Source organism: Stenotrophomonas sp. YJH_SMC_101-4 (genome assembly GCF_059370395.1).
The window spans coordinates 398,186-418,050 of the sequence record NZ_JCAFTP010000002.1; the positions used below are offsets into that span (position 1 = coordinate 398,186).

The window sequence follows — 19,865 nt, forward strand, 5'->3', positions numbered from 1 at the left end:
GAGAGAACACATGAAGTATTCGAAGTTGAGCCTGGCCCTGGCCGGGCTGATGGGCGTTGCCGCCATATCCGTGGTGGATGACGTCATGGCAATGAATTATCACGTGCAGGGCGATCGCATCTTCCTGAGTGGCGATGTGACCTACGCCGACGTGGTGTCCCTGCCGGCACTGCTGGCCAAGGCGCAGGCCGAAGGCCGGCCGGTCCGTGAGGTGGTGCTGCGCACGTCCAATGGTGGTGCGTTGATCGCCGGCGAGTGGCTGCAGGGCATCATCCGCACCTCCGGACTGAACACCATCGTGTCCGGCAATTGCATCTCGTCCTGCTCGATCATGCAGTCCGGTGGCGTCGAACGCTATCTGGCCGGCGATCTGCCGCTCATCGACTCGGTGCAGATCCACGCGGCCAGCAGCGGCGGCAAGGTGATCTACACGCCGTCGCCGCGCATGACCCAGATCTACACCGGCAACTACGGTGGTGGCATGGATGCCGGGCTGCTGCACAAGGCCATGTACGAAGTGGTGAAGCCGAATGGCCTGCTGGTGTTCCGCGATCCGGCACGCAGCACCGGTTCCTCGGTCACCTTCGACCCCGATGGCAGTGGCAGCAAGCTGGAGTCGTTCCCCGGCCAGGACATCTACAGCAACAGGATCATCACCGCGAACGGGTACCGTGATCCGGGCGACACCTTGAATGTCACCGCCAACGTGACCGGCGACATCAACCCAGGCTACCTGCGTACCGGACGCCAGTTGCAGGCGTTCGTCGATGATGATTTCGCGCGCTGGAATACCGACTGGCGATCCACCTACATCAATCTCGCGCAGAGCATCTACAACGCATCCAGCAAGGGTCCGCAGGGCATCGGTGCGCTGTCGGTGCAGGGTTACCTCAGTGACCCGGACATCCAGGACCTGTTGCTGTCCAAGCTGCGGCTGGCTGATCTGGATGTCTCCACGCTGGACAACGCCATGGGCGTGATCCGGGTGAGCAACGGCGCCACCTGGCGTACGTCCGCGACGACGGGTGCGGATTTCATGCTGGTCGACAATGGCACCATCGCGCTGGAAGGCGGCGCCCTGCGCGCATCGGAAGTGCGCGTGCTCGGCGCAGGCATGCTGGTCGGCCATGGCGACGTGGCGGGTACTGCGATGGACCGCGCTGCTTTGCTGGACGGCACCGGCCCGTCGTACCGCGAAGACGGGTTCAACCGCCTGCGCGTGTTCGGCACGCTGATGCCGCGCGGTGGCGACCTGGTCACCCATGGCTACGTCAACATCATGCCGGGCGGCAAGGTGCTGTTCGACGTTACAGAGAATGGTGGCACCACCGCCGGCCGCCTGCGCGTGGGCACCTTCTTCGATGACGAGCAGACCGAGGGGGCACTGGTGATCTCCAAGGGTGCCTTCCTCGAACTGAACGTGGCGCAGGGCTACTACGGCCAGGACTTCCGTCGTGACCTGGTTGAGGGCCCGATCTACCAGGGCGGCTTCGAAGAGGCCGTGCGCCTGGGCGACACCAGCTACAGCGCCAGCATCAGCGGTGATGTGTTCCGTCCCCGCCACAATTCGCTGTTGAGCTTCAACGTGAAGCAGACGGCCGATGGCCTGTGGCTGACCGCCAACCCGGGCTTTGACCAGCTGGGCCTGTTCGCCAACGGTACGTCCGGCGACGGCCTGGGCCGTGCGCTGGCGACTGCTTCCGATCGCCAGGACAAGGGACTGAGATCGCTGCTGGGCGCACTGCAGTTCGCCGACCGCGATGTGATCGCACAACAGGCCGGTGCCCTGCGCGGTGATGCGCACGCCAGCCTGCGCCTGGCCGACACCGCGCTGGTGGGCAGCATCGGCAACGTCGTGCAGCAGCACCAGTCGGCCATGCGCAGCGGCGGCGATGCCGATGGCCTGGCCTCGCAGGTGGCGCAGTCGGTCTCCTCCCAGCCGGGCATGCGCCATGGCAGCCTGTTCAACCAGCTGGCGATGCACCTGGTCGAGCCGGCGCCGGGCAGCGTTGCGGGTAGCGGTGATGCCGGACGCAGCCATGGCATCTGGGCACGTGGTTTCGCCAGCCATGGCCGCATCGATGCCGACGGTGGCGTGGCCGGCCTGAGCCACAACATCGGTGGCATCGTGGTCGGTGCCGACACCCGCGTGGCCGATGACCGCGTGACCCTGGGCGTCAGTGTGGCCGCGGCGGACATGTCGACCAAGGCCAGCGATGGCTCTGGTTTCACCGGAGATGTGCGCGCGCTGGACGTGGGCGGCTACCTTGATGCGACGTACGCGCGCGGCTATCTGTCGGCGGCCGTGCGCTACACCGATCTGCGGCATGACACCCGTCGCAGCATCGGTGGTATCGATGGCCTGCAGCAGCCGCTGCGCGCCAAGTACAGCAACGATGCGATCTCCGCGCGTGTTGAACATGCGTTCTCGTTCACCACCGGCAAGGGCCTGGTGATCCAGCCGTTGCTGCCGGTGGTGGACTACGCGCGTACTTCGGCCACCCGCTTCAACGAAGGGCAGGGCGCTGGTGCGCTGGTTGGCCGCAGTGGCAGCCTGGAGAGCATCCGCGTGGGTGCGGGCCTGCAGCTGTTCAAGACCTTTGAGGGCAACAACGGTGAGCGCATCACGCCGCGCGCCCGGGTGGTCTGGCAGAAGGAGCTGGGCGATTCGCAGGCCCGCTACAGCACCGGCTTCGCCGCAGCTCCGGATCTGGTGTTCGGCGCCAGCAGCCAGGCGGTGGGCGAGCAGGTGCTGGCCTGGAACCTGGGTGTGACCAGCCGTGCCAGCGAGCGGCTGTCGATCATGGCCGATTACGTGGGCGAGCGCCGCGACGGGCAGATCCAGAACGGCGTGATGCTGGGCCTGGGCTACAGGTTCTAAGTGGCACCCGGCACCGGCGATGACGGCATCGCCGGTGCCATCCCAACGCGGGCGCTGCTGCGGTATGGTCGGTATGGCATTCCACCCAGGCCCATCCATGCAGATCGCCGTCTTCAGTGCCCGTCCCTACGACCGCCGCTTCCTTGATGAGGCGAACCAGCGCGATGCGGCTGGGGACGGCTTTGCGTTCGTGTACTTCGATGTGGCGCTGGACGTGCACACGGCGGCGCTGGCGCAGGATTGCGCAGCCGTATGCGTGTTCGTCAACGACCGCCTGGATGCGCCGGTACTGCACGCCCTGCATGCGGTGGGGGTGCGGGCCGTGCTGCTGCGATGCGCAGGTTTCAACAACGTGGATCTGGCGGTTGCAAAAGCGCTGGATCTGTTCGTCGCACGCGTACCGGCCTATTCGCCGGAGGCGGTGGCCGAGCATGCGCTGGCGCTGGTGATGACCCTCAACCGGCAGACCCATCGCGCCTACAACCGGGTGCGCGAAGGCAACTTCATGCTCGATGGCCTGCTCGGGCGCACCCTGCATGGCCGCACCGTGGGCATCGTCGGTACCGGCAAGATCGGCCTGGCCACTGCGCGCATCTTCAAGGGCATGGGCTGCATCGTGCTGGGGCACGACCCGTACCCGTCGCCGGCCTTCGCCGGCGTGGGCGACATGGTTGGGCTGGATGAACTGCTGGCGCGCGCCGATATCGTGTCACTGCATTGCCCACTGACGCCCGATACCCAGCACCTGATCAACGACGCCTCGCTGGCGCGGATGAAGACCGGCGCGATGCTGGTCAACACCTCGCGCGGCGCGCTGGTCGATACCCATGCGGTGATCCGCGCGCTGAAGTCGCGGCGGCTGGGTCATCTGGCCATCGACGTCTACGAGCAGGAAAGCGCGCTGTTCTTCCAGGACCTGTCCGGCGAGATCATCGATGATGAGGCCTTCCAGCGCCTGATGACCTTCCCCAACGTGCTGGTGACCGGCCACCAGGGGTTCTTCACCGTAGATGCGCTGCAGGAGATCTCGGCAATCACGCTGGGGAACCTGCGGGATTTCGCCGAGGGGCGGGTGTGTGCGAACCGGGTGGAGGCGAGCTGAGCCGGGTGGATTGACCGCCGGGGCGCCCAGCCCGTAAAATCGCGGGCTCCGCCGGAATAGCTCAGTTGGTAGAGCGGCGCATTCGTAATGCGTAGGTCGCAGGTTCGACTCCTGTTTCCGGCACCAGTTGTAATGAAAAGCCCCGGCCTTGGCCGGGGCTTTTTGTTTGGGCTGTGCTGGCGCGGCCCGGCCCTGGCGGAAGCGTCCGATGGAACTGCAGGCATGTACTGGCTCAGTCGGGGTCATTACCATTGCCGTCGTGGATTGCTTGCGGCCCTGGGCTGGATCGGGCAAGTCAGTTTCAATCAACAGGGGGTGTCATGAAGAAGATCGTGGTGAGTCTGATGGCGTGCGTCGTTCTTGCCGGCTGTGCAACCCGTCAGATCAGCTCCGAACAGGCGCAACCGGTGCCTGCCGAGCGGGTTTTCGCCTTCAATGGGATAGGTGACAGTGCTTCCGGACAGGTAATCGTTACGCGCGACGTTGGCGCGGTTGGTGGGGCGTGCCCGCTTGCACTGTATATCGACGGCACCCTGGCAGCCCATCTGCAGCGGGGAGAGTCTGTCTCGCTGTCTGTTCCCTCCGGGAATCGCATTGTCAGCGCAAGTTTCGCGGGCAAAGGGCTCTGTTCGTGGGGGGATGAATCGGCGCATAGGCGCGAGATTTCCCAAATGGTCACGGCGGGTGGCAGGACCAAGATCCGTCTCGCGTTGGCCCATGATGGCGTGATTCAGATCGGTCCGACCGCGTTCTAGGCGCGCTCCACGCAAGGCGAGCAGGTCCATCAACGGAACGCCCCAGCCCTTGCGCGGGCTTTCTGTTTCTGCCCAAGGGAAGGGGGCGGTCTGCAACGTCACCGATGGGAACACACCTTCATTTACGTCCAGCGATCACCGCGTCCCGCGCCAGCCACCACGCGAGCTGCCGGAGATAACCACCTGCTGCTCCCGCCGATGCGGCGATCAGCAGGCGTGCGAGCACTCTGGTTCCGCACGTGGCCCGCTCCCGCACCCAAGGCAGGACCGCCACCACCTGCGCAGCCAGCAGCAGCATCAGCACGTCCAGCCCCAGCGCATCCACGACCGGCAACAACGGCAGCAGATCCGGATTGCAGGCCAGCACGATCACCAGCGCGGCACCCAGCACGGCCATCAGGCGGCGCCCGGCGGGCAGGGTGGTCCAGTGCAGCAATCGGTTGATCAGGCGCATGGCATTCCTTGTCTCATATGCGGGAATCCTCATCAGGCCCGATCGGCCGCACCGGCTGTCGCAGCACGGTTTTCAACCGCGCTGCGTCGGTCCTGCGCGGGTCGCTCAGGTAGATCTCATGATGGGGGCCGGCAAAGGTGTATCCCAGTGCGGGCATCACTTCGTCATGCATCTGCGCCAGGGTGGGGCCTTCGTCGTCGTAGGCGCCCACGTGCAAGGTCTGCAGGCTTGGGCCCTCGGCAAGGATCTGATGGCGAAGGCTGGGTGGAGCCTCTCCCAGCTTCGTGCGCGCCTTGCTGATCGCGGCCTGCCACTGTGCAGGGTCGATGCCCTCGGGCGTGCGGATCATCACCGTCCAGACCCACTCATCCTTCCGCCGCGCGACGAAGCTGGCCGGGTCCTCGGCGCTCCACAGTGCTTCCAGCGGTGGCACCACGTAGTCCTGGCCCGTGGCCTTCAGTGCGAACTTCAGTGCATAGCTCACCGAATACAGCCACTGCACGGCCTGCAGGTAGGCGGGGGCCGTGTTCGGGTCGCCGCGACCATCGACCATCACGTAGGGCAGGGGCGGCACATCGACCCGTACGAACTTGCCGGCGGGCGGTTGATACAGCGCCCGGTCGCGCTTCTTGAAGTCGATCTTGTCCATGGGCTTCCTCCAGCGCCGAGCATCCCATGCCGGGCACCCGTCAGCACGCCTGAACAGGTTCAGATGACTTTGCCGAACGAGGGCGGACCGCCGGCCAGCACCCGATGCTAGGATGCCGCCCTCGGGTGTTCTGCCCGCCGCGCCCGTGCGGTGCGACAACGTGTCGCAGCCAGAAACGGGCCTTTCCTGCGCTCGATCATTGTCAATGCCTTTCTTAAATGGTGGGTGACGGCCTAAAATTGAAAGGCTGACTCGACCCCACCTCCCTACCTGTCTTCCGGACCGGTGGGACCGGCTTTGGCCGGAACAGGCAGGACGGGGAACGGCATTCCCTCGCAATTGGATCGACCGATGATTCCGTTGAAAACCCTTGGGCGCTGGTTGCGCCCGGGCCTGCTGCTGTCGTTGCTGGTGATGCTCACCGGCTGCGATGCCGTGGCCATCCTCAGTCCGAAGGGCCAGATCGGCCAGGATGAGAAGACCCTGCTGATCACGGCCACCGTGCTCATGCTGCTGGTCGTCATCCCGGTCATCATCATGACCCTGACCTTCGCGTGGAAGTATCGCGCCTCCAACACCAAGGCCCGTTACGAGCCGAAGTGGTCCCACTCGACGGCGATCGAGGTGGTGGTGTGGTCCATTCCCTGCATGATCGTGCTGGTGCTGGCGGTCCTGACCTGGCGTTCGTCGCACGCACTGGACCCGTACAAGCCGCTGGATTCGGACGTCAAGCCGGTCACCATCGAGGCGATCTCGCTGGACTGGAAGTGGCTGTTCATCTATCCGGAAGAGAAGGTGGCGGTCGTCAACGAAATCAAGTTCCCGGTCAACACGCCGCTGAACTTCAAGATCACGTCCGACACGGTGATGAATGCCTTCTTCATCCCGCACCTGGGCAGCATGATCTACTCGATGGCTGCGATGGAGACCAAGCTCCATCTGATCGCCAACGAGACCGGTGAATTCCCGGGCATGTCCTCGCACTACAGCGGCGCGGGCTTCGCCAAGATGCACTTCACCGCCTACTCGGTCACCGATGCCGAATACCGCCAGTGGCTGGACCAGGTCCGTGCCGGCGAGCAGACCCTGGACAAGACCTCGTTCAAGGCGCTGGGTGAAGCACGCAACGCCGAGTGGTACCCGGTCACCTACTTCGGCAAGACCGAAGAAGGCCTGTTCGACTGGGTCATCGCCAAGCACATGGGCGACAACAAGCACTACGGCATGAAGCACTCGCACGCTGGTGCCGCCGCTGCCGATGCCGCCAGCCATGAAGCGCACGAGGGCCACGCCCCCAGTGACGCACATGATTCCAAGGAATCGGGTGAAAACCTGGATGCCAACGAACACGAACACGCGGGCCATGCCGGCCACGCGGGTTCGGGAGAATGAACATGTTGGGAAAACTCTCTCTTGAGTCGATCCCCCACGATCCAATCGTGCTGACCACCCTGGTCGGCGCGGTGCTGGGTGGCCTGGGCGTCATGGCCCTGGTCACCAAGTTCAAGCTGTGGGGCTATCTGTGGAAGGAGTGGTTCACCTCGGTGGATCACAAGAAGATCGGCGTGATGTACCTCATCGTCGCCTTCGTCATGCTGCTGCGCGGCTTCTCCGACGCCATCATGATGCGTACCCAGCAGGCGCTCGCCGTCGGCGGGTCCGAGGGTTACCTGCCGCCGCACCACTACGATCAGATCTTCACCGCCCATGGCGTGATCATGATCTTCTTCGTAGCGATGCCGCTGATCACCGGCCTGATGAACCTGGCCGTGCCGCTGCAGATCGGTGCGCGCGACGTCGCGTTCCCGTTCGTCAACTCGCTCAGCTTCTGGCTGTTCGTGTCGGGCGCTGTGCTGATCATGCTGTCGCTGTGGATCGGTGAGTTCGCTGCCACCGGCTGGCTGGCGTTCCCGCCGTTGTCGGGCATCGAATACAGTCCAAGCGTCGGCATGGACTACTACATCTGGGGTCTACAGGTCGCAGGCCTGGGTACCACGCTGAGCGGTATCAACTTCTTCATCACCATCCTGAAGATGCGTACCCCCAGCATGAAGCTGATGCAGATGCCGGTGTTCACCTGGACCGCCCTGGTGACCAACGTGCTGATCGTGGCTGCCTTCCCGGTGCTGACCATCACCCTGGTGCTGCTGACCCTGGACCGCTACCTGGGTACGCACTTCTTCACCAATGATGGTGGCGGCAACGCCATGCTGTACATCAACCTGATCTGGATCTGGGGTCACCCGGAGGTGTACATCCTGGTCCTGCCGGCGTTCGGTGTGTTCTCCGAAGTCATCGCGACCTTCTCGCGCAAGGCGCTGTTCGGCTACAAGGGCATGGTCTACGCCACCGCCTGCATCGGCGTGCTGTCGTTCATCGTGTGGCTGCACCACTTCTTCACCATGGGCTCGGGTGCCAACGTCAATGCCTTCTTCGGCATCACGACGATGATCATTTCGATCCCGACCGGCGTGAAGATCTTCAACTGGCTGTTCACCATGTTCCGCGGCCGTGTGCACTTCACCACTCCGGTGCTGTGGACCATCGGCTTCATGGTCACCTTCGTCATCGGCGGCATGACCGGCGTGATGCTGGCGATCCCGGCCATCGACTTCGTGCTGCACAACAGCCTGTTCCTGATTGCCCACTTCCACAACGTCATCATCGGCGGCGTGGTGTTCGGCATGTTCGCCGGCATCACCTACTGGTGGCCGAAGATGTTCGGCTTCCGCCTGAACGAGTTCTGGGGCAAGTGCGCGTTCTGGTGCTGGTTCATCGGCTTCTACGTGACCTTCATGCCGATGTACGTGCTGGGCTTCATGGGCATGACCCGTCGCCTGCAGAGCACCGTCAACCCGGCCTACGAGCCGCTGCTGCTGATCGCCGCCGCAGGTGCCTTCATCGTTGGCGCCGGCATCCTGTGCCAGATCATCCAGGTGGCCGTGTCGATCCGCGACCGCAAGAAGACCGTCGACCTGACCGGCGACCCGTGGGATGCCCGTACGCTGGAGTGGGAAACCTCTTCGCCGCCGGCCTTCTACAACTTCGGCACGCTGCCGGAAGTCACCGAGCTGGACGATTTCTGGGAGCGCAAGCAGCGTGGTGAAGCCTGGCCGAAGCCGGCCAAGTACACCGACATCCACATGCCGCGCAACACCGGCACGGGCGTTGTCATCGGTGCCTTCAGCCTGGTGTTCGGCTTCGCGATGATCTGGCACATCTGGTGGCTGGCCATCGTCGGCTTCGTCGGCATGATCGCCACGTTCATCTACCGCACCTTCGACCAGGACGTGGACTACTGGGTCCCGGCCGCCGAGGTGGAACGCATCGAGAACGAACACCGCAAGCACCTGGAAGCCCAGGGCCTGGTGAAGTCGGAGCTGAAGGCATGAGCACCAATACCTCGACCCTGAGCCACGGGCACGCCGCGCACGCGGCGGCCCATGGCCATGACGACCACGAGCACCACGACACCGGCGGCAATACCGTCTTCGGTTTCTGGGTGTACCTGATGAGCGACTGCCTCATCTTCGCCTCGCTGTTCGCCACCTACGTGGTGCTGGCGGGCGGCACCGATGGTGGCCCCACCGCGAAGGACCTGTTCGAACTGCCGTTCGTTGCATGGGAAACCGCGCTGCTGCTGACCTCGTCGCTGACCTTCGGCCTGGGCATGATCGCCATGCACCGCAAGCAGATGGGCCAGATGTACCTGTGGCTGGGCATCACCTGGCTGCTGGGCTTCGGCTTCATGTGCATGGAAGTGTGGGAGTTCCAGCACCTGATCCACCAGGGCTACGGTCCGGACCGCAGTGCCTTCCTGTCGGCGTTCTTTGCCCTGGTCGGTACCCACGGCCTGCACGTCAGCGCCGGCCTGCTGTGGCTGCTGGTGATGTTCGTGCAGCTGAAGAAGTACGGCCTGACCCCGACCAACAAGACCCGCATGGCGTGCCTGAGCCTGTTCTGGCACTTCCTGGACCTGATCTGGATCGGCGTGTTCTCCGTCGTCTACCTCAATGGAGCCCTGTAATGGCACATGACAACCATGCACACGACCACGGCACCGGCGGCGAAAGCCATGGCACCGTGAAGTCGTACCTGATCGGCTTCGTGCTGGCGGTGGTGCTGACCGTCATCCCGTTCTGGATGGTGATGTCGGGTGATTTCTCGCGCACCGTCAACGGTGTGGTGATCGCGATCACCGCGGTGCTGCAGATGCTGGTCCACCTGGTGTTCTTCCTGCACCTGGACCGCTCTTCGGAAAGCCGCTGGAACGTCAACGCTGCGGCCTTCACCGTGGTGGTGATCGGCATCATCGTGGTCGGCACCCTGTGGGTCATGCACAACATGAACGTGCACATGATGCACTGACGTCTTCGCGACGTTGCCACGCAGAAAGGCCGCCCTCGGGCGGCCTTTCTGTTTGCCGTGGGGGGGGCGGCGAGGAACATCCACGCACGGCGTGGATCTCCTGATGAGGTGGGTGCGGAGCTTGCTCCGCACATCGGCTCAGCCCACCCGGCGCAGAAATTCCTCGGCGTCCATCGGTCGGCCCAGGTGGTAGCCCTGCAACTGGTCGCAGCCCAGTTCGCTCAGGTACTCGCGCTGCGCCTGCGTCTCCACGCCTTCGGCCACCACCTGCAGCTGCAGGGTGCGTCCCAGCGCGATGATCGAGGAGACGATGGCGGCATCCTCTTCATTGCATTCCAGGTCATGCACGAACGCGCGGTCGATCTTCAGTTCGGTGGCCGGCATGCGTTTCAGGTACAGCAGGCTGGAATAGCCCGTGCCGAAGTCGTCGATGGCAATGTGCACGCCCATCGCGGTCAGGTCGTTGAGGATCGCCAGGCTGGCGTCGACGTCCTTCATCGCCGTGGTCTCGGTGATCTCCAGGGTCAGCCGCGCCGGCTCGATGCGGTGCCGTTCGAGCACCTCGCGCACGCTGTCCAGAAGGGCCGGGGAGGAGAACTGCAAGGGCGACAGGTTCACTGCCATCGACCATTCGGCATGTCCGGCATCGTGCCACGCACGCAACTGCGCACAGGCGCGGTCCAGCACCCAGTCGCCGATCGGCAGGATCAGGCCGCTGCGTTCGGCAATGGGGATGAACACGTCCGGCGCCAGCAGGCCCAGCTCCGGATGCTGCCAGCGCAGCAGCGCCTCGGCGCCGGTGGCTGGCGCGCCCGCGGCCGGGAACTTGGGCTGGTAATGCAGGATCAGTTCATTGCGCATCACGGCCTTGCGCAGGTCCTGCAGCAGGCGCAGCTGACGGTTGGCGCTGAGCTGCATCGATGGGGTGAAGAACGTATAGCCGTTCCGCCCGGTTTCCTTGGTGTGGTACATCGCAGCGTCGGCGTGTGCCATCAGCTCGCGCTCGTTGCCGGCGTCATCCGGGTACAGGGCGATGCCCAGGCTGGCGCTGACCTGCAGCTCGGCTGCATCCAGCAGGAACGGTTCGCCAGCCGCCGCGATGATCCGCTCGGCCACCACCACCGCATCGTCGGGAATGTCGATGGCCAGCACGATCACGAACTCGTCGCCGCCGAGGCGGGCGAAGGTGTCCTGCGGACGCAGCAGGCCGCCGATACGCTGCGCCACCGCCACCAGCAGGCGGTCGCCCAGCTGGTGCCCGTAGGCATCGTTGACCGCCTTGAAGCCGTCCAGGTCGCAGAACATCACCGCCACCGCATGGTTGCGGCGCCGCGCCTTCTCGATGGCCTGCTCGATGCGGTCCTGCAGCAGCATGCGGTTGGGCAGCTGGGTCAACGGGTCGTGCAGGGCGGCCTGGATCAGCTTGTTGTTGGCATGCGCCAGCGAATCGGCCAGCAACCCGGTGCGCACGCGCATCTGCCGGTCGAACAGCGAGGCGACCAAGGCGATACCCAGGGTGGCCACGGTGGTGACGATCACCAGTACCGCCAGCCAACGCGTGTCGATGCCACCGCTGCCGACCGCGCCGCAGATGCTGCCCTCCGGGAAGCGCGCCGCGGCCATGCCGGTGTAGTGCATGCCGACGATGGCCAGGCCCATCACCAGCGAGGCCAGTGCGCGCAGGCGCATGGTGTTGCGCTGCTCGGCACGCAGGCGGAATGCGATCCACAGCGCAGCACCGGCGGCGCCGATGGCCACCGCAATGGAGGCGGCGAACCAGCCCGGGTGATAGTCGATGCCCGGCTGCATACGCATCGCGGCCATGCCGAGGTAGTGCATGGTGGCGATGCCCAGCCCCATCAGTACGGCGCCGGCCAGCAGCCGGCGCCAGGGCAGGCTGGGCCGTGACACCAGCCACAGTGCGTAGGCCGAAGCGCCGATCGAGACCGCCAGCGAATACAGGGTGATGCCGAGGTCGTAGCCGACCGGGATCGGCAGGTCGAAGGCCAGCATGCCGATGAAATGCATCGACCAGATACCCAGGCCCATCGCCGCTGCACCGCCGGCCAGCCACCAGCGGGCCACGCGGCCCTCGGCCGTGGCCAGGCGGCCGGCCATGTCCAGCGCTGTGTACGAAGCAAGAATGGCCACCAGCAGGGAGATGGCGACCAGGCTCTGACTGTAACTGCCAGTCATGTTGAATCCAGAGGGGGAGGGAGGGGCGCCCGCAAGGCGCACGCCCGCGACCCCTATCGGCGCGGGTGGGCAGGACTTGAGCGGTCGCAGCACCTGCGACCCGGCTCGGCTATCCTGCCACGCCTGCTCCCGTTGCTGGAAATCATCCAATGGCAAAAGCCCGCATCGCCTACGTCTGCAATGAATGCGGCGCCGAATTCAGCAAGTGGCAGGGCCAGTGCACCGAGTGCAACGCCTGGAACTCGCTGTCGGAAATCGTGCTGGAGAGCGCGGCGGCGGCCAAGGCGCCAACGTCGCGCCGGGCCGGCTGGGCGGGCAAGATCGACCCGCCGAAGATCACCGCGCTGAAGGACGTGGAGCAGACAGAGCACCGCCGGGTCAGCACCGGCATCGGCGAGTTCGACCGCGTGCTCGGCGGCGGTCTGGTCGAAGGCGCGGTGGTGCTGGTCGGTGGCGACCCCGGCATCGGCAAGTCGACCCTGCTGCTGCAGGCGGTGGCGAAGATGGCTGCCGAGCTGCCGGTGCTGTACGTCACCGGCGAGGAGTCGCTGGCGCAGGTGGCTGGCCGCGCGCATCGCCTGGAGCTGCCGCTGGATGGCGTCAATGCGCTGGCCGAGACCGGCGTCGAGTCGATCCTGCAGCATGCGTCCAGGGCCGGCCCGCGGCTGATTGTGGCCGACTCCGTGCAGACCCTGTGGACCGAGAGCCTGACCGCCGCGCCGGGCTCGGTCAGCCAGGTACGCGAGAGTGCTGCGCGGCTGGTGCGCTTTGCCAAGGAGACCGGCACCGCCGTGTTCCTGGTCGGTCACGTGACCAAGGAGGGCGGCATCGCCGGCCCGCGCGTGCTCGAACACATGGTCGATGCGGTGCTGTATTTCGAAGGCGAGAGCGGCAGCCGCTTCCGCCTGCTGCGCGCCTTCAAGAACCGCTTCGGTGCAGTCAACGAGCTGGGCGTGTTCGCGATGGGCGACAAGGGCCTGAAGGAGGTCTCCAACCCATCGGCGATCTTCCTGTCCGGTGGCAGCACCCATCAACCGGGCAGTTGCGTGATGGTCACCCGCGAGGGCACCCGGCCGCTGCTGGTGGAGGTGCAGGCGCTGGTTGATGCGTCGCCGCTGTCGAACCCGCGCCGTGTCGCGGTTGGCCTGGAGCAGAACCGGCTGGCCATGCTGCTGGCGGTGCTGCATCGCCACGGCGGTGTGCTGGTCGGCGATCAGGATGTGTTCGTCAATGTGGTCGGTGGCATTCGCGTGCAGGAGACCGCGGCCGACCTGCCGGTGCTGCTGGCGGTGCTGTCCTCGCTGCAGGATCGGCCGCTGGCGGAGAAGACCATTGCCTTCGGCGAAGTCGGCCTGTCCGGCGAGATCCGGCCGGTGCCCAATGGCGAAGACCGCCTGCGTGAGGCGGCCACCCATGGCTTCAAGCGCGCCATCGTGCCCAAGGCCAATGCGCCGAAGGGCGGTTCGGTGAAAGGCATGGAAGTGATCGCGGTGGAGCGCCTGTCCGAGGCCATCGACGCGGCGTGATGCCAGCACTGTAGAGCCGAGCCCACGCCCGGCTGCTTTCTGTAGCGTCGAGCCATGGTCGACGGGTGGTCGAACAGCAGCCGAGCATGGCTCGACGCTACAAAGAGCGAACAGCAGCCGAGCATCGGCTCGGCTCTACACATGTCCAATGCAGCAACGGTCAGCTTCCCTGTGCTAGTTTTTCCCGCTCGACGAAGACGCCCTCTGGCGTCTTTCCGTGCCCAGGAGTAAACGATTACATGCAGGACACCGCGCTCACCGCCCCCAACGCCGAAATCCGTCGCGCCGGGGTCGATCTCAATGGACTGATGACGGTGCTGGGCAAGCACCTGTATTCCACCCCGGTGGTGGCGCTGCGTGAGCTGGTGCAGAACGCGCACGATTCGATCATCCGTCGCCGCATCGAACAGCCCGGCATCGAAGTGCCTTCGCGCATTTCGGTGCAGGTCGATGCCGCCGCTGGCGTACTGCGCATCACCGACACCGGTGCCGGCCTGACCCGTCAGGAAATCCACGATTACCTGGCCACCGTCGGCGTCGGCTACACCCGTGGCCTGCGCCAGGGCGGCGAGGACGATGAAGGCCTGATCGGCATGTTCGGCCTCGGTTTCCTGTCGGCCTTCGTGCTGGCGCGCCGGGTCAGCGTGCGTACCACCTCGTACCAGACGCCGGAACTGGGTCACCTGTACGTGTCCAGCAATGCCGAGCAGTACACCGTCAGTGAGGTGCCGGCACGTGCGATCGGTACCGAGGTGGAACTGGAGCTGCATCCGGATTTCCTGCCGCTGGCCAACGAAGCGCGCCTGCACGAGGTGCTGGGCCGTTACTGTGCGCTGCTGTCCGAGCCGATCTTCATCGGCGCTGCGGGCGAGGCGCTCAATCCCGAGCCGCCGCCGTGGCGTGGGCAGGGGGATGTTGCTCTGCATCCGGTGCAGGCGCGCCGCCAGGCGCTGCAGTTCGCAGCGCGCTTCGAGCATGATTTCGAGCCGATCGTCACCGTGCCGTTGCGTGCCGATGGCAACAGCGATGCCACCGGCCTGCTGTGGGTGCAGGACGGCGCTACCTACGGCACCAGCGACAACCGCAACCTGTCGGTGTTCGTGCGCGGCATGCTGTTGGATGACGATGCGCGCGACCTGCTGCCGCCCTGGGCTGGGTTCATTGGCGGGGTGATCGAATCCTCGCGGCTGACGCCTACCGCCAGCCGCGAAGATCTGCAGCGCGACGACCAGTACCGCGCCGTGCAGCATGCGCTGCTGGAAGCGCTGATTGATGGCCTGGCCGACGTCGCGCGGCAGCAGCCGGAGGCCTGGCGACGCGTTCTCACGCGCCACAATGAGGCCTTGCTGGGCGCAGCGCTGTGCGATGATCGCCTGTTCGACCTGTTGCTGGAACACGTGCGCGTGCCGACCTCGCAGGGCGACCTGCCGGCCAGTGCGCTGCCCGCACGTGGCGCCGTGCACGTGATCCTCGACAACGGCGGCGGCTTCGAGGAAATGCTGTTCCGCGCGATGGGCGTGCCGGTCGCGCACGGCCATCGCTATGCGGTAGTGCCGTTCCTGCGCCGTTGGGCCCAGGCCAAGGGCCTGCGCTTGGTTGAATTGGGGACCGAACAGGGCAACCGTGCACTGTTCCGCAGCGATGACAGCCTCGACGAGGCGCAGCTGGCGTGGCTGCGCGAGCAGCTCGGTGACGGCGAACAGCTGCTGCCGGCACGCTTCAGCCCCGAGTCGCTGCCGGTGGTGGTGGTGCCCGACCGCGAAGCCGAGCTGAAGCAGCGCCTGGAAGACGACGAGAACGACAAGCGCGTTTCGATGGCCGCGCTGCGCCTGGCCCGGCAGTTCACCGCGCGCATCGAATCGCGCGCACCGTCGCGGCTGTACCTCAACCTCGACAACCCGGCCGTGCAGGCGCTGTTGCGCGCCCAGCGCGAGGGGCATCCACAGGCCGAAGCCGCAGCCCGCCTGCTGCGCTCACTGAAGATCATCGTCGCCGCGCAGGGCCGCCCGCTGGCACGCGCGAACACTACGCCCGGCCCGGATCTCAACGGCGCCTTTACCGATATCGCCGGTGCCCTGCAGCAGATGCTGCGCTGAGCACCGTGCCTTCTCATCCAGCCTTCGCTAGACAGGAGCACTTACCCCATGGACATCTGGAACTGGGTCGAAAAACTGCAGGGTGACCTGCGCCAGGCGGGCCAGGCGCAGAACGCGCACCTGCTGAACCGTCTCGCCGACGAGGTGAGCGAACTGCGTGTCGACCGCGTCGACGCGCTGCTGCCTGAAGCGCGTGCGCTGGGCAAGGCGCTGGACAACCCGTGGGTCGACGTCTACGTCGGCCACTGGGCGCTGCGCAATCGCGTCGGCAACCGCGTCGAAGGCGAAAGCGCGCTGGGCGAAGCCGTGGCGCTGTTCGAGCGTGCGCATCGTGAGGACACGATGGAGTGCCCGCAGTCGATCTGCGTGACCCAGGATCTGGCTGCCTGCTACGGCAACATCGATGGCCCGGGCTGGGTTCCCGAACGTGTCGAGGTGTGCGATGAAACGCTTGCACGCATCGATCCAAGCTGGGCCTGCTTCCAGTGCCTGAGCTGCGAAAAGGCCGATGCGCTGCTGGATGATGGCCGCGGCCAGGATGCGCTGGATTACCTGAAGGTGCAGTCGGATGCGATCGAGGCCTGCGGCAAGGAAGTGTTCGACAGCTTCCCGGAAATGCAGATCAAGATCCTGCTGGGCATGGGCCGCGCCGAAGAAGCGCTGTTGCTGATCGAGAAGCGAGAGGCCGAAGTGGCCGCGTCCGGCGAGTACGAGCCGGCCAACTGCACGGTGCCGCGCCGCCTGTCCAAGGCATGGGCGCTGGCCCAGCTGGGCCGCGACGAAGAGGCCGTGCAGCAGCTGGTGCCGTGGAGCGAACTGACGCCTACCTACTGGCGACTGTGGGCGAACACGGCCGCAGCGCTGTGCCGGCGCGATCCTGCACGCAATACCTGGGATCTGGGCACGCGCTTCAACACCATCATCGAACACTTTGCCGAGGTTGGCTCGCACCGCCTGCTGATCGAAGTCGCTGCGCTGAGCCTTGAACTGGCGCTGCAGCGAGGTGCACGCTGGGTGGCGCTGCGCCAGCTGGAACTGGCGCGTACCCATCTGGCGCAGCTGCGCCAGGACCGTGGTGCGGCAGCATTGGTGGCCGACCTGGCCGCGCGTATCGATGCATTGCCTGACGTTGCGCCGCTGCCGGTGCCGGCCAGCGAACTGCTGGCCTGGCTGAGCGAGCAGGGGGAGCAGAACCAGTCGCGCGATCCGGAGCGCGAGGCCCAGTGGCTGCTGCAGGCACAGGCGCAGCTGCCCGATGACGAGGCGCTGGCTGAGATGGCTGCCTCGGCATTGAGCGCCTGTGGTGCGCAGGCGGAAGCGCGCGCATTGCTGTGGCGATTCGTGCGCGCACACGATCAGGATGATGGCCCGGCCGCCTACACGCTGATGCGCTGGCTGACCGAGCAGGGCGACGACGAGGGCCTGCGTCAGCTGGCCCGGATCTACTGTGGCAGCGTGCCGGTGTTCGCGCACTGGTGCGAGGTGCAGCGTGCACGTCGCGTGTCCGATTGGCCGGCGCTGGAGCAGGCCGCGCAGGCGCTGCTGGCCGCCTCGCCGGGTTCGCACGGCGCGCGGGGCACGCTGGCGCGCATGTACATGGAAACCGGCCGTTTCAGCGAAGCACAGGCCTGCTATGCGCAGCTGGTGGAGCTGCTGGAGGAACCCAACGCCGCGCACTGGGACCACATGAGTGCGGCCAGCGCGGCACGCGACTGGGATGCGGTGCGCCGCTCGGCGGCGGCGATCGGCATGGAGTTGTCCAGCCAGGATGGCGTGGTCGAGGAGCCGTGGGGCTGGGTGATCATCCGCAGTGAAGAGAATGGCGAGCCGATGGAGTACTACGCCCGTCGCAGTGGCCCGGTGACCGCACGCATCGTCGAGAACGCACCGGCCAACCGTGCCCAGCAGGTCGGCGACTGGGTGGTGTTTGATGCCGCGCTGGTGCACCCGGCGCCGGAGGAAGAAGAGGCCCGCGAGCACTTCATTCCGACCTATGCGCAGGTCCATGTGCTGGAACGCGGTGGTTTTGCCCGCAGCTGGCTGGTCGATGGCGCGCACCCGGGCGAAGAAGCCTGGAATGCCCTTGTCGAAGCTGCCGAAGCACAGGGTTGGAAGGTGTGGTCGCACAGCCGCGCGGACTACACCGTCACCGACCCCGACATGGAGGGAGGCACCCTGCCGGGCGTGCTGTTCACCGTTGCGCAGCCGCAGGACCACGCACCGCTGGCGCTGCACCGCTTCCTGCAGCAGGAGACCGCGAAGTGGCCGCACCCACACTGCTGGCTGCGGCTGGCCGAAGCCTGCGACCAGGACCGCCAGCCGCATCTGGATGTGATCGAGCGTTACGGGTTGTAAGTAGAGCCGAGCCTGCGCTCGGCTTATGCTGGAACGCAGCCGAGCATGGGCTCGGCTCTACAACAGATCGCCATCACGACCAAAGGGATTGGACATGCGAAAGACAGGGATGTTGATGATTGCCGGCCTGCTGCTGGCGCCAGCCGCACAGGCCGCGCCCGCCTGCCAGGAACCAGTGGTTGTGGCCCGCGCGTTCTACGAAGCGACGACGGGCGATGGCGACCTGCTGGAACCGCCGCCCGCGCTGGTCAGCCCCGGCTTCGGCAAGGCCCTGCGCGGCGAGCGCGCCTGCCAGCAGCGCGAAGAGGGCATCTGCACGATCGATTCCGATCCGTGGCTGGATGCGCAGGACGGCGACATCGAAACCCCGGTGCGTTACAGCTGGAAAGAGGCGTCGGCCACCGCCGGCGAGGTCGAGATGCGCTATTCGGTTTGGAAGAAGGCCTACGTGACCCGTCTATCGATGGTGCGTCAGGGGCAGGGCTGCTGGCAGGTCGATGACATCCTCACCAACAGCGGCCGTTCGGTGCGGAAGATCCTGGCCCAGCCTTGACGTTAGCGCCGGTGGGTGCCGACCGTTGGTCGGCACACCGCCTATCGCGAATGCCCGAACACCAGTTCGATCACGAACTGGCTGCCGAAGAACGCCAGCAGCAGCAACAGCATCGCCGCCAGCGTCCAGTGCACCGCCTTCATGCCTCGCCAGCCATAGCGGCGGCGGCCGATCAGCAGCACGCCGAACACGATCCACGACAGCACGCTCAGCACGGTCTTGTGCACCAGCTTCTGTGCCAGCAGGTCGTCGACGAACAGCACACCTGTGACCAGGGTCAGGGTCAGCAGCGCGAAGCCGACGGTGATGACCCGGAACAACAGCGATTCCAGGTCGGCCAGCGGCGGCAGCGCCCGCAGCCACGGGCGGAACTCGCGGCGGCGCAGTGCGCGCTCCTGCAGCCACAGCATGATCGCCAGCAGCGCGGCGATGCTCAGCGTGGCGTAGGCCAGCAGCGCCAGCCAGGCGTGGCTGGCCAGGCGCCAGCCCAGCACCTTGCTCGGTTCGTGGCCGTAGCCGTGGTAGGCCAGCAGCAGTACTGCGGCCAGCGGGAACACCACCACGCCCAGTGCCGACATCCGCCCGCGCGCGCCGACCAGCGAGGTCAGCCAGGCCATGCCCAGTCCGACCAGCGACAGCGCGGCGAAGAAGTGCATGTCCGGCCCGCCGTTGGTGCGCATCGCCACCATCACGTGGTAGCCGCCATGCAGCAGCATCGCCGGCAGGGCGGGCCACAGCCAGGTGGGGGAACCGGTGCTTTCATCGCGGCCGAGCGCGCGCACCAGCAGGGCACTGGCAGCCAGGTAGAGCAGGACGGCGATGAGAACGATTGTCATCGTTGCAGTTTCGCATACCCCTGCGATAGTGGCGACGGCCCCGTGGTCGCAGTCCGGGGAGGCGAGCGGACCCGTTATACTGTCTGCCTTATTG

The 19,865-nt window shown here is 65.9% G+C and carries 15 protein-coding genes and 1 tRNA gene; 12 read left to right on the forward strand and 4 right to left on the reverse strand.

The genetic code is table 11. The features are described from left to right. Nucleotides 1-10: 10 nt before the first annotated feature. From AC5P8D_RS08045 to AC5P8D_RS08060, 4 genes are all read left to right on the forward strand, one after another. The gene (locus tag AC5P8D_RS08045; protein ID WP_495203230.1) at nt 11-2,881 is read left to right on the forward strand and encodes an autotransporter family protein; all 2,871 of its coding nucleotides are present in this window, start codon (nt 11-13) and stop codon (nt 2,879-2,881) included. Between the two features lie 97 nt (nt 2,882-2,978). Next, on the forward strand, nt 2,979-3,983 hold the full coding sequence (locus tag AC5P8D_RS08050; protein WP_159359911.1) for a 2-hydroxyacid dehydrogenase: 1,005 nt from the start codon (nt 2,979-2,981) through the stop codon (nt 3,981-3,983). 50 nt (nt 3,984-4,033) lie between these two features. Further along, nucleotides 4,034-4,109: transfer RNA gene (locus AC5P8D_RS08055), tRNA-Thr, on the forward strand. Nucleotides 4,110-4,303: 194 nt separating this feature from the next. Beyond that, nucleotides 4,304-4,738 carry a putative periplasmic lipoprotein gene (locus AC5P8D_RS08060; protein WP_100448047.1) on the forward strand — a complete coding sequence of 145 codons (435 nt, stop codon included), beginning with the start codon at nt 4,304-4,306 and terminating at the stop codon, nt 4,736-4,738. 118 nt (nt 4,739-4,856) lie between these two features. Here the strand turns inward: AC5P8D_RS08060 and AC5P8D_RS08065 are convergent, their stop codons facing one another. Together AC5P8D_RS08065 and AC5P8D_RS08070 are read right to left on the reverse strand one after the other, a co-directional pair. Beyond that, nucleotides 4,857-5,192: a hypothetical protein gene (locus AC5P8D_RS08065; RefSeq protein ID WP_043396699.1), complete on the reverse strand. Its 336-nt coding sequence runs from the start codon at nt 5,190-5,192 to the stop codon at nt 4,857-4,859. Nucleotides 5,193-5,205: 13 nt separating this feature from the next. Next, complete coding sequence (locus AC5P8D_RS08070; protein ID WP_043396696.1) at nt 5,206-5,841, reverse strand: GyrI-like domain-containing protein; 636 nt, start codon at nt 5,839-5,841, stop codon at nt 5,206-5,208. A 351-nt stretch (nt 5,842-6,192) separates the two neighbouring features. On the opposite strand from AC5P8D_RS08070, the gene cyoA reads away from it, so the two are divergent. The 4 genes from cyoA to cyoD are packed head-to-tail and all read left to right on the forward strand — an operon-like array spanning nt 6,193 to nt 10,209. Continuing rightward, nucleotides 6,193-7,233 (forward strand): ubiquinol oxidase subunit II, encoded by a 1,041-nt coding sequence (cyoA, locus tag AC5P8D_RS08075; protein WP_049482726.1) that lies wholly within the window; start codon nt 6,193-6,195, stop codon nt 7,231-7,233. Between the two features lie 2 nt (nt 7,234-7,235). Beyond that, nucleotides 7,236-9,233, forward strand: coding sequence for a cytochrome o ubiquinol oxidase subunit I (cyoB, locus tag AC5P8D_RS08080; RefSeq protein WP_329764292.1), 1,998 nt, complete (start codon nt 7,236-7,238; stop codon nt 9,231-9,233). Beyond that, a complete protein-coding gene (gene cyoC / locus AC5P8D_RS08085; protein ID WP_005408583.1) occupies nt 9,230-9,868 on the forward strand; it encodes a cytochrome o ubiquinol oxidase subunit III in 639 nt (212 codons plus the stop codon). The genes cyoB and cyoC overlap by 4 nt, the downstream gene beginning before the upstream one ends. Further along, nucleotides 9,868-10,209, forward strand: coding sequence for a cytochrome o ubiquinol oxidase subunit IV (gene cyoD / locus AC5P8D_RS08090; protein WP_005408584.1), 342 nt, complete (start codon nt 9,868-9,870; stop codon nt 10,207-10,209). The genes cyoC and cyoD overlap by 1 nt, the downstream gene beginning before the upstream one ends. A gap of 138 nt (nt 10,210-10,347) precedes the next feature. Here cyoD and AC5P8D_RS08095 read toward each other — a convergent pair whose 3' ends face one another. Further along, a complete protein-coding gene (locus AC5P8D_RS08095) occupies nt 10,348-12,405 on the reverse strand; it encodes a putative bifunctional diguanylate cyclase/phosphodiesterase (RefSeq protein WP_099560448.1) in 2,058 nt (685 codons plus the stop codon). Between the two features lie 149 nt (nt 12,406-12,554). Here AC5P8D_RS08095 and radA point away from each other — a divergent pair, with 149 nt between their 5' ends. The 4 genes from radA (at nt 12,555) to AC5P8D_RS08115 (ending at nt 18,935) form a co-directional block, all read left to right on the forward strand. Further along, nucleotides 12,555-13,931 (forward strand): DNA repair protein RadA, encoded by a 1,377-nt coding sequence (gene radA / locus AC5P8D_RS08100; protein ID WP_049482731.1) that lies wholly within the window; start codon nt 12,555-12,557, stop codon nt 13,929-13,931. A 239-nt stretch (nt 13,932-14,170) separates the two neighbouring features. Continuing rightward, the gene (locus tag AC5P8D_RS08105) at nt 14,171-16,027 is read left to right on the forward strand and encodes an ATP-binding protein (protein ID WP_049411354.1); all 1,857 of its coding nucleotides are present in this window, start codon (nt 14,171-14,173) and stop codon (nt 16,025-16,027) included. 48 nt (nt 16,028-16,075) lie between these two features. Next, complete coding sequence (locus AC5P8D_RS08110) at nt 16,076-18,382, forward strand: tetratricopeptide repeat protein (protein ID WP_043396683.1); 2,307 nt, start codon at nt 16,076-16,078, stop codon at nt 18,380-18,382. A gap of 94 nt (nt 18,383-18,476) precedes the next feature. Beyond that, the gene (locus AC5P8D_RS08115; protein WP_043396681.1) at nt 18,477-18,935 is read left to right on the forward strand and encodes a YqhG/Tai3 family protein; all 459 of its coding nucleotides are present in this window, start codon (nt 18,477-18,479) and stop codon (nt 18,933-18,935) included. Between the two features lie 41 nt (nt 18,936-18,976). Here the strand turns inward: AC5P8D_RS08115 and AC5P8D_RS08120 are convergent, their stop codons facing one another. Further along, nucleotides 18,977-19,771: a cytochrome C assembly family protein gene (locus AC5P8D_RS08120; RefSeq protein ID WP_010483269.1), complete on the reverse strand. Its 795-nt coding sequence runs from the start codon at nt 19,769-19,771 to the stop codon at nt 18,977-18,979. Between the last annotated feature and the right edge of the window lie 94 nt (nt 19,772-19,865).